The sequence below is a fragment of the Enterobacter sp. MEB024 genome (genome assembly GCF_030209635.1).
Lineage (GTDB): Bacteria > Pseudomonadota > Gammaproteobacteria > Enterobacterales > Enterobacteriaceae > Enterobacter > Enterobacter ludwigii.
In genome coordinates, this window is record NZ_JARVRQ010000005.1 from 337,397 (window position 1) to 352,283 (window position 14,887).

The window sequence follows — 14,887 nt, forward strand, 5'->3', positions numbered from 1 at the left end:
GGATGAGCAGGGAGCACGAATTGTAGCTGGATTGCTGCGGAACGAACCGGGAGCACTGTTTTTACAGTGCTCCCTTTTTTTATTTCTGTCTCCTGCAATGCTATGCTGCGCGCCGTTCACTTTTTCAGTTGAGGTTACTATGACGCAACACGATAGCGTTCGTGCCCGGTTGCACGCCATCGAGGCATTATTGCGCCAACATCAGCTGTGGCAGGAGACCGCGCCGCAGCCAGAAGCCTTCGCAAGCACTCAGCCGTTCTGTCTGGATACGCTGGCACCGTTCGAATGGCTCCAGTGGGTATTAATTCCGCGCATGCACGCGCTGCTCGACGGCGGCCACCCGCTGCCGCAGGCGTTCGCTGTTGCGCCTTATTATGAAATGGCGCTGGACGCGACCCACCCTACGCGCGATGTCATGCTGATTGAGCTGGAAAAGCTGGATGCTGTGTTTGCCGGTGAAGATGCATGACGCTTGAGATCCTCTATCAGGATGAGTGGCTGGTCGCGGTAAACAAACCGTCTGGCTGGCTGGTGCACCGAAGCTGGCTGGACCGCGATGAAAAAGTGGTGGTGATGCAAACCGTGCGCGACCAGATTGGTCAGCACGTCTTTACGGCTCATCGTCTCGACAGGCCAACCTCCGGTGTGTTGCTGATGGGGCTTTCCAGCGAAGCGGGCCGCCTGCTGTCGCAGCAGTTTGAACAGCACCAGATCCAGAAACGCTACCACGCGATCGTTCGTGGCTGGCTGACGGAGAGCGCCACGCTCGATTATCCGCTGGTGGAAGAGCTGGACAAGATTGCCGATAAATTTGCCCGCGATGACAAAGGCCCGCAGCCTGCCGTGACGGATTACCGCGGCATGGCGACCACGGAAATGCCGGTGGCAACCAGCAAGTTTCCGACCACCCGCTACAGTCTGGTTGAGCTGTTGCCCAAAACCGGGCGCAAACACCAGCTCCGCCGTCACCTGAAACACCTGCGTCATCCGATTATTGGTGACAGCAAGCACGGCGATTTGCGCCAGAACCGCAGTGCTGCCGAACATTTTGGCTGCGACCGCCTGATGCTGCATGCCAGTGAACTGAGCCTGACGCACCCGTTTACCGGCGAACCGCTGACTCTCCATGCGGGGCTGGACAACGTCTGGATGCAGGCGCTGTCACAGTTTGGCTGGCTGGGGCAACTCCCCGAAAATGAAAGGGTTGAGTTTGTATCGGGCAACGTTCAGGATGAACAGCAAGCGCAATAATCAAGGAAATACATCATGGCTGAAGTGGGCATTTTTGTCGGCACAATGTACGGCAACTCGCTGCTGGTAGCAGAAGAGGCTGAGGCGATACTCGCAGGTCAGGGCCATAAAGCCACGGTCTATGAAGACCCGGAACTGGCAGACTGGGAAAAGTACAAAGATAAATACATTCTGGTGGTTACCTCCACTACCGGGCAGGGCGATCTGCCGGACAGCATCGTGCCGCTTTTCCAGGCAATCAAGGATCAGCTTGGCTATCAGCCAGATGTTCACTACGGCATCATTGCTCTGGGCGACAGTTCTTACGCCAATTTCTGTGGTGGCGGTAAGCAGTTCGATGCGCTTTTGCAGGAACAGAGCGCGCAACGCGTCGGTGAAATGCTGCTGATTGATGCCGGTGAACACCCTGAGCCAGAGAGTGAATCGAACCCGTGGGTTGAACACTGGGCCACGCTGCTTAAATAACCCTCTGGCCGGGCAGCCCTTCGCATACCCGGGCCCCCGCGCCCACGTGGCGCGAGCGCAAACACAAAACGGTAACGTCGGTTACCGTTTTGCTTTTCTCCCGCCTTCCGGCGAATTCCGTGAACTACCTTCCACTGCTTTGGGCTTATGCCCCAAACAACTTCTCATTGACCCCTCAATGTTGTGTTCATGCACGGTGAGGGACAGAGGCACTTCTCCCTATACTTTTCCGGTCAGTCATCAAAAAGGCAGTGCGCACTATAAAACGGCATCAAGCCGTACCAAAACTGCCAAATACTAACCCTCATTCTGGTTACCCTACCGGTGCTGTACAGAATGAACTGGCGAGAGCCTGGATTCAGGAGTGCAACAATGAGTACATTAAGCCACGCGGCGAGCAGCGCTGAGAAGCGCACAAATGCGCGCTACTGGATAGTGGTGATGCTGTTTATCGTCACATCCTTTAACTATGGTGACCGTGCCACGCTGTCGATTGCCGGTTCTGAAATGGCAAAAGACATCGGTCTTGATCCGGTTGGCATGGGCTACGTTTTCTCCGCATTTTCATGGGCCTACGTTATCGGCCAAATTCCTGGCGGCTGGCTGCTTGATCGTTTTGGCTCCAAACGCGTCTATTTCTGGTCCATCTTCATCTGGTCGGCATTTACCCTGTTGCAGGGCTTCGTCGATGTGTTCAACGGATTTGGCATCATCGTTGCGCTCTTCACCCTGCGCTTCCTGGTGGGCTTAGCCGAAGCACCTTCCTTCCCCGGTAACAGCCGTATTGTGGCGGCGTGGTTCCCGGCGCAGGAGAGGGGAACGGCGGTGGCAATTTTTAACTCTGCGCAATACTTTGCGACGGTGATCTTTGCCCCCATTATGGGCTGGCTGACGCATGAAGTGGGCTGGTCACATGTCTTCTTCTTTATGGGTGGGCTTGGGATCATCATTAGCTTCGTCTGGCTGAAAGTGATCCACGAACCTAACCAGCATCCCGGCGTGAATAAAAAAGAGCTGGAGTACATTGCTGAAGGCGGGGCGCTGATCAACATGGATCAGAAATCGGCAAAAGCAAAAGTGCCGTTCAGCCAGAAATGGGCGCAGATCAAACAGCTCGTCGGCTCGCGCATGATGATCGGCATCTATCTGGGCCAGTATTGCATTAACGCCTTAACTTACTTCTTCATCACCTGGTTCCCGGTTTACCTGGTGCAGGCGCGCGGGATGTCGATCCTGAAAGCGGGCTTTGTGGCGTCAGTCCCGGCTATCTGCGGTTTTGTAGGGGGTGTGCTGGGGGGCGTGATTTCCGACTGGCTGATGCGTCGTACAGGCTCTTTGAATATCGCGCGTAAAACGCCGATTGTGCTCGGCATGCTGCTCTCCATGACCATGGTGTTCTGTAACTACGTCAGCGCTGAGTGGATGATTATTGGCTTTATGGCGATGGCCTTCTTCGGTAAAGGGATCGGTGCCCTCGGCTGGGCGGTCATGGCGGATACCGCACCGAAAGAGATCAGCGGCCTGAGCGGTGGACTGTTCAATATGTTTGGCAACATCTCCGGGATTGTGACCCCCATTGCCATCGGCTACATCGTGGGAACCACCGGCTCCTTCAACGGCGCGCTGATTTACGTTGGCGTACACGCGCTGGTGGCGGTCCTGAGCTACCTGGTTCTGGTGGGTGATATCAAGCGCGTGGAACTTAAACCTGTAGTGGAGCGCGGCTGATGACGACTCAATCAAGCCCGGTGATTACCGACATGAAGGTCATACCGGTGGCCGGACAGGACAGTATGCTGCTCAACATCGGTGGCGCACATAACGCCTGGTTTACCCGTAATATCGTGGTGCTGACGGACTCCGCGGGCCACACCGGCGTTGGGGAAGCGCCGGGTGGCGAGGTTATCCACCAGACGCTGGTAGACGCCATTCCGCTGGTCGTCGGGAAGGAGGTCGCTCGCCTCAATAACGTGGTGCAGCGGGTGCATAAGGGCAATCAGTCGGCAGACTTTGACACGTTCGGTAAAGGCGCCTGGACGTTCGAACTGCGCGTCAACGCTGTCGCCGCGCTAGAGGCTGCTCTGCTTGATTTACTGGGTAAGGCGCTGAAGGTCCCGGTCTGCGAACTGCTGGGGCCAGGAAAACAGCGCGACGCGGTGACGGTGCTCGGTTATCTGTTTTACGTTGGCGATCGCAACAAAACCGACCTGCCTTATCTGGCGCATTCCCCTGGCGACCACGAGTGGTATCACCTGCGTCACCAGGAGGCGCTTTCCGGTGAGGCGGTGGTTCGGCTGGCGGAAGCCGCGCAGGATCGCTACGGATTTAAAGATTTCAAGCTGAAAGGCGGCGTATTGCCCGGCGAGCAGGAGATTGAAACTGCCCGCGTGCTCAAAAAACGCTTCCCGGATGCGCGCATCACGGTGGATCCGAACGGTGCATGGCTACTGGATGAGGCCATTGCCTTATGCAAAGGGCTGGACGACGTGTTGACCTACGCGGAGGACCCATGCGGGGCCGAGCAGGGCTTCTCCGGTCGTGAAGTGATGGCGGAATTCCGGCGTGCCACCGGTCTGCCGGTGGCCACCAATATGATCGCCACCAACTGGCGTGAAATGGGCCACGCGGTGATGCTGAACGCGGTCGATATTCCGCTGGCGGACCCGCATTTCTGGACACTCTCAGGTGCCGTTCGCGTCGCACAGCTCTGCGACGACTGGGGACTGACCTGGGGTTGTCACTCCAACAACCATTTCGACATTTCGCTGGCGATGTTTACGCACGTTGGCGCGGCGGCTCCGGGCAACCCGACCGCCATTGATACCCACTGGATTTGGCAGGAGGGAGAAGCCCGCCTGACGAAAGAACCGCTGGTAATCAAAAATGGCAAGATTGCCGTACCAGATGCACCGGGGCTGGGCGTTGAGCTTGACTGGGATCAGGTTCATCACGCGCATGAGGCGTATAAAAAACTGCCAGGCGGCGCGCGTAACGACGCGGGGCCGATGCAGTACCTGATCCCCGGCTGGACATTTGATCGTAAGCGCCCTGTTTTTGGACGTCACTGATAAAAGGATTGAACGATGAGTACTTTTACTACCCCTGTAGTCACTGCCATGCAGATCATTCCGGTCGCCGGCCATGACAGCATGTTGATGAACCTGAGCGGAGCGCATGCGCCGTTTTTCACCCGCAATATTGTCATTATCAAAGATAACTCCGGGCATACCGGCGTGGGCGAAATCCCCGGTGGTGAGAAGATCCGCAAAACGCTGGAAGAGGCCGCTCCGCTGGTGGTGGGAAAAACGCTGGGCGAATATAAAAATATCCTCAATACCGTGCGAAGCACCTTCGCTGACCGTGATGCCGGCGGTCGTGGTCTGCAAACCTTCGACCTGCGAACCACCATTCACGTGGTCACCGGTATCGAAGCCGCGATGCTGGATCTGCTGGGCCAACACCTGGGCGTTAACGTTGCGTCGCTGCTGGGCGAAGGTCAGCAGCGCAGTGAAGTGGAAATGCTGGGCTATCTGTTCTTCGTTGGCGACCGCACGCTGACGCCGCTGCCGTACCAGAACCAGGCGGATGAAAAATGTGACTGGTACCGACTCCGCCACGAAGACGCGATGACACCGGATGCGGTGGTGCGCCTGGCGGAAGCCGCGTACGAAAAATATGGCTTCAACGATTTCAAACTGAAGGGCGGCGTGCTTGTGGGTGAACAGGAGGCGGAAGCCATTACCGCACTGGCAAAACGTTTCCCGCAGGCACGCGTCACGCTCGACCCGAACGGTGCCTGGTCTCTGGATGAAGCTATCCGCATTGGTAAACAACTGAAAGGCGTGCTGGCGTACGCGGAAGATCCGTGCGGGGCTGAGCAGGGCTTCTCGGGCCGTGAAGTGATGGCGGAATTCCGTCGCGCCACCGGTTTACCCACCGCGACCAATATGATTGCCACCGACTGGCGTCAGATGGGGCACACCCTGTCGTTACAGTCTGTCGATATTCCGCTGGCAGACCCCCACTTCTGGACGATGCAGGGGTCGGTGCGTGTGGCACAGATGTGTCATGAATTTGGCCTGACCTGGGGCTCGCACTCCAATAACCACTTTGATGTCTCGCTGGCGATGTTCACCCACGTGGCCGCTGCTGCACCGGGCACGATCACTGCTATCGATACCCACTGGATCTGGCAGGAAGGTAATCAGCGTCTGACCAGAGAGCCGTTTGAGATCAAAGGAGGCATGGTGCAGGTGCCAACCACGCCGGGTCTGGGCATTGAGCTGGATATGGATCAGGTGATGAAAGCCCACGAGCTGTATCAAAAACATGGCCTGGGGGCCCGCGACGATGCGATGGCCATGCAATATTTGATACCTGACTGGAAATTCGACAATAAACGTCCGTGCATGGTACGATAAACGCATTGGGACCGCTCCCATGAGCGGTCGTTTACGTGGTGTATGCTTAACGTAATGACTATGCGTAAGGATGGCTTATGAAGATTGTTATCGCACCGGATTCGTATAAGGAAAGCCTGAGCGCCCTTGAGGTAGCCACCGCGATTGAGCAGGGTTTTCGCGAGATTTTCCCCGCGGCTGACTTTGTGAAATTGCCGGTCGCCGATGGTGGAGAAGGTACCGTAGAAGCTATGGTGGCGGCGACGCAGGGGCACATTGTCCATGCCTCTGTCTCAGGCCCGCTGGGTGAGCCTGTGGACGGGTTCTATGGCATCTCCGGTGACGAACAGAGCGCGTTTATTGAAATGGCGGCGGCAAGCGGTCTGGAGCTGGTCGCGCCTTCGCAACGCAATCCCCTTCTTACCACCTCCTGGGGGACCGGCGAGCTTATCCGGCACGCGCTGGATGCGGGCGTTAAGCATATTATTATTGGTATTGGCGGCAGTGCCACCAATGACGGCGGTGCCGGCATGGTGCAGGCGCTGGGGGTAAAGCTGCTGGATACCAACGAGCAGCCCCTTGGACAGGGGGGCGGCGAGCTGGCAAAACTGGCCCGTATCGACCTGAGCGGGCTGGATAAACGTCTGGCGGAGTGCCGGATTGAAGTCGCCTGTGACGTCACTAATCCGCTCACCGGAGACGAAGGGGCATCCGCGGTCTTTGGCCCGCAAAAAGGCGCCACGCCGGAGATGATTGTGACCCTGGATAACGCCCTGGCGCATTACGCGCAGGTCATTGCCCGGGATCTGGATATCGACGTCATCAACCTTGCCGGCGGCGGTGCGGCGGGTGGGATGGGGGCGGCTCTCTACGCTTTCTGCGGTGCGCAGCTTCGTCAGGGGATTGAGATTGTCACCGATGCGCTGCATCTGGCAGAACAGGTGGCTAACGCCGATCTGGTGATTACGGGAGAAGGGCGCATCGACAGTCAGACGATCCACGGCAAAGTGCCGGTGGGCGTCGCGAAGGTGGCTAAACGCTTTAATAAACCGGTCATCGGTATTGCGGGTAGCCTGACGGCGGATGTCGGGGTGGTACATAATCACGGCATCGACGCGGTATTCAGCGTGATTTATACCATCTGTTCGCTGGAGGACGCGCTGGAAAATGCCAGCGACAATGTGCGGATGGCCGCTCGCAATATCGCTGCAGTACTGAAAGTGGGGCAGGCGTTCAGGCTCTGAACGGCGGGCAATCCTGTTTGCCCTCTCCCGGCGGGAGAGGGCAACGCTAGTTACCTAACACCTTCATGGCTTCCCGCGTCACATTATCCATCTCGTCCAGCAGCTCCAGAAATTCCGGTTCAAGATCTGTTTCCGGCGTGCCCGCGCGAAGCTGTTGCTCCAGCAGCTGGCAGAGATTCTTCAGCCGCGGCACACCGCTGTAGCCGCAGCTACCGTGCAGCTTATGAATGGCTTCCAGCAGATCTTCCGGGTTTTCACCCACCAGCTGCTCTTCGACCTTATTACGAATTTCCGGCAGAAACGCGACCAGCATTTGCAGCATGTCGCGGGCCAAATCAGGCTTACCCGCCGCCTGGCGCAGTGCAAGCTGCCAGTCAAAGGTGGCGTTTTGATTGACGCTGATTTCCACCGGTTCGGACGATACCGTGTACGTTCCGCCGATATGCCCCGGCTTATAGCGTAACAGCAGGCTATGCAGCTTCTCTTCGTCGATAGGTTTGGCCAGATAATCATTCATTCCGGCGCTCAGCAGCTTCTCTTTCTGACCGGCCATCGCGTGGGCGGTGACCGCAATCACTGGCGTTTGCTGCTGATGCGGGAGCTGACGGATCAGCTCGCAGGCACGAATGCCATCCATGCCGGGCATCTGAATATCCATCAGAATTAAATCGAACTGCATCTGTTTCGCATGCTCAACCGCCTGCGCACCGCTGGTACACAGCTCTACGTGCTGAACCTGATCTTCAAGCAACACGCCAATCAGCTTCAGGTTGGCCGGATTATCATCCACCGCCATTACGCTCATCGGCAATTTTTGTTCATCGTCAATCAGCGGCAGGGCGTGCTGGCTCAGACGACAGTATTCCGTCAGTGCTGGCAGCAGGCGGGTCGCGGTAAGTGGCTTAAGCAGGCAGGCGGCGGCCCCGTCATTTTTTAACTCTTCTGCATTGATCTGGGCATGACACGGCAGTGCCAGCAGCAGGTAGTCGGTCATCGATGCGGCTTTCGCCAGCCGTTCCTGTTGCATGGTGAGCTCGCCGGTAAAGGTGACCGGGACCCCCAACAGCAGGATGTCGTAATGCTCCACGGCAAGCGCTGAGAAGGTAGGACTGTAGATCACCTCCAGCGGCGTGGTGCTTAAGATATCAAGCGTACACTGCGCCGCTGCGGCGTTCGGCTCAACGTAGGCAAGACGCATTCCTTTCAGGCAATTGGTTACCGGACCGTCGGTCAGCACGTTCGGGTTAAGGTCCAGATTGATATGGAACCAGAACGTGGAGCCCCGGTTTGGCTGGCTGTGGAAAGAGATATCTCCCCCCATCTCCTTAACCAGTTTCTGTGTGATAACCAGACCCAGCCCCGTGCCGCCATGACGTCTGGAAATACTTGCATCGGCCTGACGAAACGCCTGGAACAGACGGGACTGATCCCGCTCCGGAATACCGATGCCGGTATCGCGGATCTGAACTTCAATCTGAACCTTGTTATTACTGATGGAGCGCTTTTCCACCAGAATATCAATGTTGCCGCTTTCGGTGAATTTGATGGCATTACCGACAAGGTTTGTAATCACCTGCTGCAGGCGCAGCGGGTCGCCAATGACGTTATCCGGCACGTCATTTTTAATGTTGAGCGTCAGCTCCAGGCCTTTATCGTGCGACGAGTGTGCGAGCAGCGTCACTACTTCATCGAGCGTGCTACGCAGCGGGAACGGGATGCTCTCCAGGATCAGCTTGCCGGCTTCCAGCTTGGAGAAGTCCAGCACGTCGTTAATGATCGCCAGCAGGTTGTTGGCCGAGCGCTCAATGGTGTGCAGATGATCGCGCTGGGTTGGGTTCAGCTCGCTTTTTAGCGTCAGACGGGTAAAGCCAATCACGCCATTGAGCGGCGTACGCAGCTCGTGGGACATATTCGCGAGGAACTCGGATTTGATACGTGCGGCTTCCTGCGCGCGTTTTTTCGCCAGATCCAGCTCAACGTTCTGAATCTCCATCTGCTCCAGGGTTTCGCGCAGGTCAGAGGTCGCCTGGTCGACGTTGTGCTGCATCTCTTCGTGATACGCCGCCAGCGACATCGCCATCGAGTTAATGCCGTTTTTGAGCATATCGAGCTCGCCCAGCATAAACCCTTCCACCCGGCTGTCGAGCTGGCCCCGGCGAATGCGGTCGACGGTGTTAACCATGTTGCGAATGGGCCCCGTCACGTCACGCATCAGGCGCCAGCCGAAGATAAGTGCTATCCCGATACAGAACAGCATCATAACGCCGGAGATGAAAATTTCTTTGTACTGCTGCAGACGCACCGACTTGAGATCCAGCTCCAGCGCCACATATCCGAGCATATTGTCGCTGGATTTGGCGTCAGACTGGGCGGATTCATCGGGTGAATAGCTTTCCGAAATAATCGGGGTGCGCAGGATCATGATATCGCCGCGGCGCAGCACGGTGAGGTGGCGCGGGAAGGGCGTACCGTCAGGAATTTTCAGGGCCGCTGGATCCAGATGAAAATTTGAGGTGACAAAGAGGCGGTTATGCTCGTCGTAAACGGAGATGGCACGCACGATATCCGAATGACGGCGGTGCAGCACGCTGATTAACTGACCTATCGATTCGCGGTTTTGCAGGTTCATCCCATACTCACTGGAGACGGCCAGCGGTTCGATAATGCTGGCACCGGCATCTTCCAGTTGCCGCTGCAAATCGTTATAGCGGTGCACCACAAAAAAGATACTCAGCAGCAAACCGATGAGAACGGTGGGGGCGAGGATCAAAATCATCATGCGCGCGCGCAGGCTGTAGTTGGTCATGGCGTTCCGTTATGGGACAATTAGGATAATTATGTTTATGTGAGAAAAATCTCGGCGATGGCGCAATTCTACTCTGCAAAGCGACGCGTGACGACGCGTCAGATCATAACTGTTGAAGCCACTGACCTCGATCCCTTTGGCCAGGGGGTTGCGCGTCATAATGGTAAGACACTGTTTATAACAGGTTTACTGCCAACAGAACGAGCAGAAATTACGCTGACGGAAGATAAACGCCAGTTTGCACGCGGGCAGGTTAAGCAGCGTCATAACGATAGCCCGGACCGCGTGAAGCCTCGCTGCCCGCATTTTGGCGTCTGCGGTGGCTGCCAGCAACAGCATGTCAGCACAGAATTACAGCAAAAAAGTAAAAGCAGCGCCCTGGCCCGCCTGCTTAAGCACGACGTCAACGAGATCATCGCCGACCAGCCCTGGGGCTATCGTCGTCGCGCGCGATTGAGCCTGAACTATCAGCCAAAAACTAAGCGGCTGGAGATGGGGTTTCGCAAAGCCAGCTCCAGCGATATCGTCAATATCAGGCAGTGCCCCATTTTGGTGCCCCGTCTTGAGGCATTGCTTCCTGACGTGCATGCCTGCCTCTGCGGACTGGACGGCGTTCGCCACCTCGGGCACGTCGAACTGGTCATGGCCAACAATGGCCCGCTGATGGTGCTGCGCCACACCGCGCCGCTGTCGACAAAAGATCGGGAAAAACTGGAACGCTTTTCGCATTCCCACGAGCTGGCGCTTTTCCTTGCCCCCCAAAGCGAGATACTTGAGCAACTGACAGGTGAAGCGCCCTGGTATGCGTCAAACGGGCTACGCTTAACGTTCAGTCCGCGCGATTTCATTCAGGTAAATGATGGCGTCAATCAGCAAATGATTGAAAAAGCGCTGATGTGGCTCGATGTGCAGAAGAGCGATCGGGTACTTGACCTGTTCTGCGGAATGGGCAATTTCACGCTGCCTTTGGCCCGGCAGGCGGCAAGCGTTGTGGGTGTCGAAGGCGTTGAGGCGCTGGTGGCTAAAGGGCAGGAGAACGCACGACAGAACGGCTTGCAAAATGTGACATTCTTTCACCAAAATCTTGAGGAAGATGTGACGCAGCAGCCGTGGGCGATGCAGGGGTTTGACAAAATTCTTCTCGACCCGGCGCGCGCAGGTGCACCGGGTGTAATGCAACATATAATTAAACTCGCGCCCAGGCGCGTGGTCTATGTTTCCTGTAACCCGGCAACGCTTGCCCGAGACAGTGAGGCATTAATCCGTGCGGGTTACCAGATTCAGCGTCTGGCAATGCTGGACATGTTCCCGCACACTGGGCATCTGGAATCGATGGTGTTGTTTGAGCACATCTAATTAGTTTGGCTTGTCGACTTCGACAGGCCCTGGTCCCTAAAGGAGAGGACAATGGTTGCGGTAAGAAGTGCACATCTTAATAAAGCTGGGGAGTTTGACCCACAAAAATGGATAGCAAGTCTGGGGATTTCCAGCCAGCAGTCGTGTGAACGCTTAACCGAAACCTGGGCCTACTGTCAGCGCACCACTCTGGGGCATCCTGACGCCGAACTGTTATTGTGGCGCGGCGTGGAGATGGTTGAAATCTTATCCATGCTGAACATGGATATCGAAACGCTGCAGGCCGCGCTTTTGTTCCCTCTTGCCGATGCGGATGTCGTCACTGAAGACGTGCTGCGCGACAGCGTCGGGCAATCCGTCGTGGCGTTGATCCACGGCGTACGGGATATGGCGGCAATCCGCCAGCTCAAAGCCGCACATACCGATTCCGTTTCCTCTGAGCAAGTTGATAACGTTCGCCGGATGCTGCTGGCCATGGTGGACGATTTCCGCTGCGTGGTCATCAAGCTCGCTGAACGCGTTGCCCACCTGCGCGAAGTAAAAGATGCGCCCGAAGACGAGCGCGTACTGGCCGCGAAAGAGTGTACGAACATCTATGCACCGCTGGCGAACCGCTTAGGGATTGGTCAACTGAAATGGGAGCTGGAGGATTACTGCTTCCGTTACCTGCACCCGGCAGAATATAAGCGGATTGCAAAACTCCTGCACGAGCGCCGCATTGACCGCGAGCACTATATTGAGGAGTTCGTCAGCGGATTGCGCCAGTCGATGAAAGAAGAGAATGTGCGGGCCGAAGTCTATGGTCGACCCAAGCACATCTATAGCATCTGGCGCAAAATGCAGAAGAAACATCTCGCCTTTGATGAGCTGTTTGACGTGCGCGCTGTGCGCATCGTTGCGGAGCGTCTGCAGGATTGCTACGCCGCGTTAGGGATAGTACATACTCACTTCCGCCATCTACCGGATGAGTTTGATGACTATGTCGCGAACCCGAAACCTAACGGCTATCAGTCTATTCATACCGTGGTGCTGGGGCCTGGCGGCAAAACGGTCGAGATTCAAATTCGTACCAAACAGATGCACGAGGACGCTGAGCTTGGCGTCGCGGCGCACTGGAAATACAAAGAAGGGACGTCAGGTGGTGTGCGCTCTGGTCATGAAGACCGCATTGCCTGGCTGCGTAAGCTGATTGCGTGGCAGGAAGAGATGGCGGATTCCGGCGAAATGCTGGATGAAGTGCGAAGCCAGGTCTTTGACGACCGGGTCTACGTCTTTACGCCGAAAGGTGACGTGGTCGACCTGCCAGCAGGCTCCACGCCGCTGGACTTTGCCTATCACATCCACAGTGATGTGGGGCACCGCTGTATCGGGGCGAAAATCGGCGGGCGTATCGTACCGTTTACCTATCAGCTGCAGATGGGCGACCAGATTGAAATCATCACGCAGAAGCAGCCTAACCCGAGCCGTGACTGGCTTAACCCGAACCTGGGTTATGTCACCACCAGCCGCGGGCGCTCAAAAATTCACGCCTGGTTCCGTAAGCAGGATCGTGACAAGAACATTCTTGCCGGTCGCCAGATCCTCGACGACGAGCTGGAACATATCGGCATAAGCCTGAAAGAGGCCGAGAAATTCCTGCTGCCGCGCTACAACTTCAACGAGCTGGATGAACTGCTGGCGGCGATTGGCGGCGGTGATATCCGTCTTAATCAGATGGTGAACTTCCTGCAGGCGCAGTTCAACAAGCCAAGCGCGGCGGAGCAGGATGCGGCGGCGCTGAAGCAGCTGCAGCAGAAAACCTATGCGCCACAACAGCGCAGCAAAGACAATGGCCGCGTTGTGGTGGAAGGGGTGGGTAATCTGATGCACCACATTGCCCGCTGCTGCCAGCCAATCCCGGGTGATGATATCGTTGGCTTTATCACTCAGGGACGCGGGATTTCCATTCACCGTTCAGACTGCGACCAGCTTGCCGAGCTGCAGTCGCATGCACCGGAACGTATTGTGGAAGCGGTCTGGGGCGAGAGCTACTCGGCGGGGTACTCGCTGGTGGTTCGCGTCACCGCAAACGACCGCAGCGGCCTGCTGCGTGATATTACAACCATTCTCGCGAACGAGAAGGTTAACGTGCTGGGCGTGGCCAGCCGCAGCGATACGCGCGAGCAGCTTGCCACCATCGATATGACCATCGAAATCTACAACCTGCAGGTGCTGGGCCGCGTGCTTGGCAAACTGAACCAGGTCCCGGATGTGATTGACGCACGTCGTCTGCACGGCGGGTAAGCCCACCTTTCTGTAAGCCGGGTAAGGCGTAGCCTTTACCCGGCATTTATTTTTAATCAGGACAGAATTATGACCCAAATTGACCGCCTGCTTGGCATCATGAAACGCCTGCGCGATCCGGAAAACGGCTGCCCGTGGGACAAAGAGCAGACTTTCGCCACCATCGCCCCGTACACCCTCGAAGAGACCTATGAAGTGCTGGACGCCATTTCACGCGAGGATTTTGACGACCTGCGTGGCGAACTGGGTGACCTGCTGTTCCAGGTGGTGTTCTATGCGCAAATGGCGCAGGAAGAGGGGCGTTTTAACTTCGACGACATCTGCGCTGCCATCAGCGACAAACTGGAACGCCGTCATCCGCATATCTTTAGCGATGCCACCGCAGGCGATAGCGCGGAAGTGCTGGCGCGCTGGGAACAGATTAAAAGCGCCGAGCGCGCGGAGAAATCCCAGCACTCGGCACTGGATGACATTCCCCTGAACCTGCCTGCGCTGATGCGGGCGCATAAAATTCAGAAACGCTGCTCCGCGGTTGGCTTTGACTGGACGTCTCTCGGTCCGGTGCTGGAAAAAGTGCATGAAGAGATCGACGAAGTGATGCACGAAGCGCAACAGGCCGTGGTAGATGAAGCAAAGCTTGAAGAAGAGATGGGTGATTTGCTGTTCGCGACCGTCAACCTTTCTCGCCATCTGGGTGTAAAAGCGGAAACCGCCCTGCAAAAAGCCAACATTAAGTTCGAACGACGTTTTCGCGAAGTTGAGCGGATTGTGGCCTCGCGCGGCCTGGAAATGAGCGGAATTGACCTCGATGCGATGGAAGAAGTCTGGCAAGAAGTAAAACGCCAGGAAACTGATCTCTAACGAAATTTTGCGATCAAGCGCAATTTGTGTGATTTTTTAAATGACAAGCGCTTGATTTGCGTCAAAAACATTTACCCAAAAGGGGCTATTTTCTCACTCCTTATGTTTGTCATTGGCTGGACAGGAGACGGAGAATGAAAGTTTGTGGCGCTCGCCGTGTTCGGGTATACTACTTTCCCGTCCTGGTTATTCCATCGTTTCACCCTAACTTCTCAGGTTCA

Annotated in this window: 11 protein-coding genes; 10 read left to right on the forward strand and 1 reads right to left on the reverse strand. The window is 56.4% G+C overall.

Annotation, left to right across the window (positions count from 1 at the left end; translation table 11 throughout):
• The first annotated feature begins 139 nt into the window (after positions 1–139).
• From QRN24_RS11210 to QRN24_RS11240, 7 genes are all read left to right on the forward strand, one after another.
• Positions 140–469: a YqcC family protein gene (locus tag QRN24_RS11210; protein WP_047956040.1), complete on the forward strand. Its 330-nt coding sequence runs from the start codon at positions 140–142 to the stop codon at positions 467–469.
• Complete coding sequence (truC, locus tag QRN24_RS11215; protein WP_014171422.1) at positions 466–1,251, forward strand: tRNA pseudouridine(65) synthase TruC; 786 nt, start codon at positions 466–468, stop codon at positions 1,249–1,251. Before QRN24_RS11210 ends, truC begins: the two co-directional genes overlap by 4 nt.
• A 15-nt stretch (positions 1,252–1,266) precedes the next feature.
• Entirely contained in the window at positions 1,267–1,716 is a 450-nt protein-coding gene (locus QRN24_RS11220; protein WP_014171421.1) for a flavodoxin, read from the forward strand.
• A 372-nt stretch (positions 1,717–2,088) separates the two neighbouring features.
• Entirely contained in the window at positions 2,089–3,444 is a 1,356-nt protein-coding gene (locus QRN24_RS11225) for an MFS transporter (protein ID WP_020883799.1), read from the forward strand.
• On the forward strand, positions 3,444–4,784 hold the full coding sequence (locus QRN24_RS11230) for an enolase C-terminal domain-like protein (RefSeq protein WP_284942714.1): 1,341 nt from the start codon (positions 3,444–3,446) through the stop codon (positions 4,782–4,784). The genes QRN24_RS11225 and QRN24_RS11230 overlap by 1 nt, the downstream gene beginning before the upstream one ends.
• Before the next feature lie 15 nt (positions 4,785–4,799).
• Positions 4,800–6,137 (forward strand): glucarate dehydratase, encoded by a 1,338-nt coding sequence (gene gudD, locus QRN24_RS11235; RefSeq protein ID WP_284942715.1) that lies wholly within the window; start codon positions 4,800–4,802, stop codon positions 6,135–6,137.
• Between the two features lie 77 nt (positions 6,138–6,214).
• Complete coding sequence (locus QRN24_RS11240; RefSeq protein WP_284942716.1) at positions 6,215–7,360, forward strand: glycerate kinase; 1,146 nt, start codon at positions 6,215–6,217, stop codon at positions 7,358–7,360.
• A gap of 46 nt (positions 7,361–7,406) precedes the next feature.
• On the opposite strand, the gene barA is transcribed toward QRN24_RS11240, so the two are convergent.
• Positions 7,407–10,166: a two-component sensor histidine kinase BarA gene (gene barA, locus QRN24_RS11245; RefSeq protein WP_032678874.1), complete on the reverse strand. Its 2,760-nt coding sequence runs from the start codon at positions 10,164–10,166 to the stop codon at positions 7,407–7,409.
• Between the two features lie 57 nt (positions 10,167–10,223).
• On the opposite strand from barA, the gene rlmD reads away from it, so the two are divergent.
• The 3 genes from rlmD (at position 10,224) to mazG (ending at position 14,666) form a co-directional block, all read left to right on the forward strand.
• Positions 10,224–11,522: a 23S rRNA (uracil(1939)-C(5))-methyltransferase RlmD gene (rlmD, locus tag QRN24_RS11250; protein WP_284942717.1), complete on the forward strand. Its 1,299-nt coding sequence runs from the start codon at positions 10,224–10,226 to the stop codon at positions 11,520–11,522.
• 51 nt (positions 11,523–11,573) lie between these two features.
• Positions 11,574–13,805: a GTP diphosphokinase gene (gene relA, locus QRN24_RS11255; protein WP_014171414.1), complete on the forward strand. Its 2,232-nt coding sequence runs from the start codon at positions 11,574–11,576 to the stop codon at positions 13,803–13,805.
• A 69-nt stretch (positions 13,806–13,874) separates the two neighbouring features.
• Positions 13,875–14,666, forward strand: coding sequence for a nucleoside triphosphate pyrophosphohydrolase (gene mazG, locus QRN24_RS11260; RefSeq protein WP_032680388.1), 792 nt, complete (start codon positions 13,875–13,877; stop codon positions 14,664–14,666).
• The last annotated feature ends 221 nt before the right edge of the window (positions 14,667–14,887 follow it).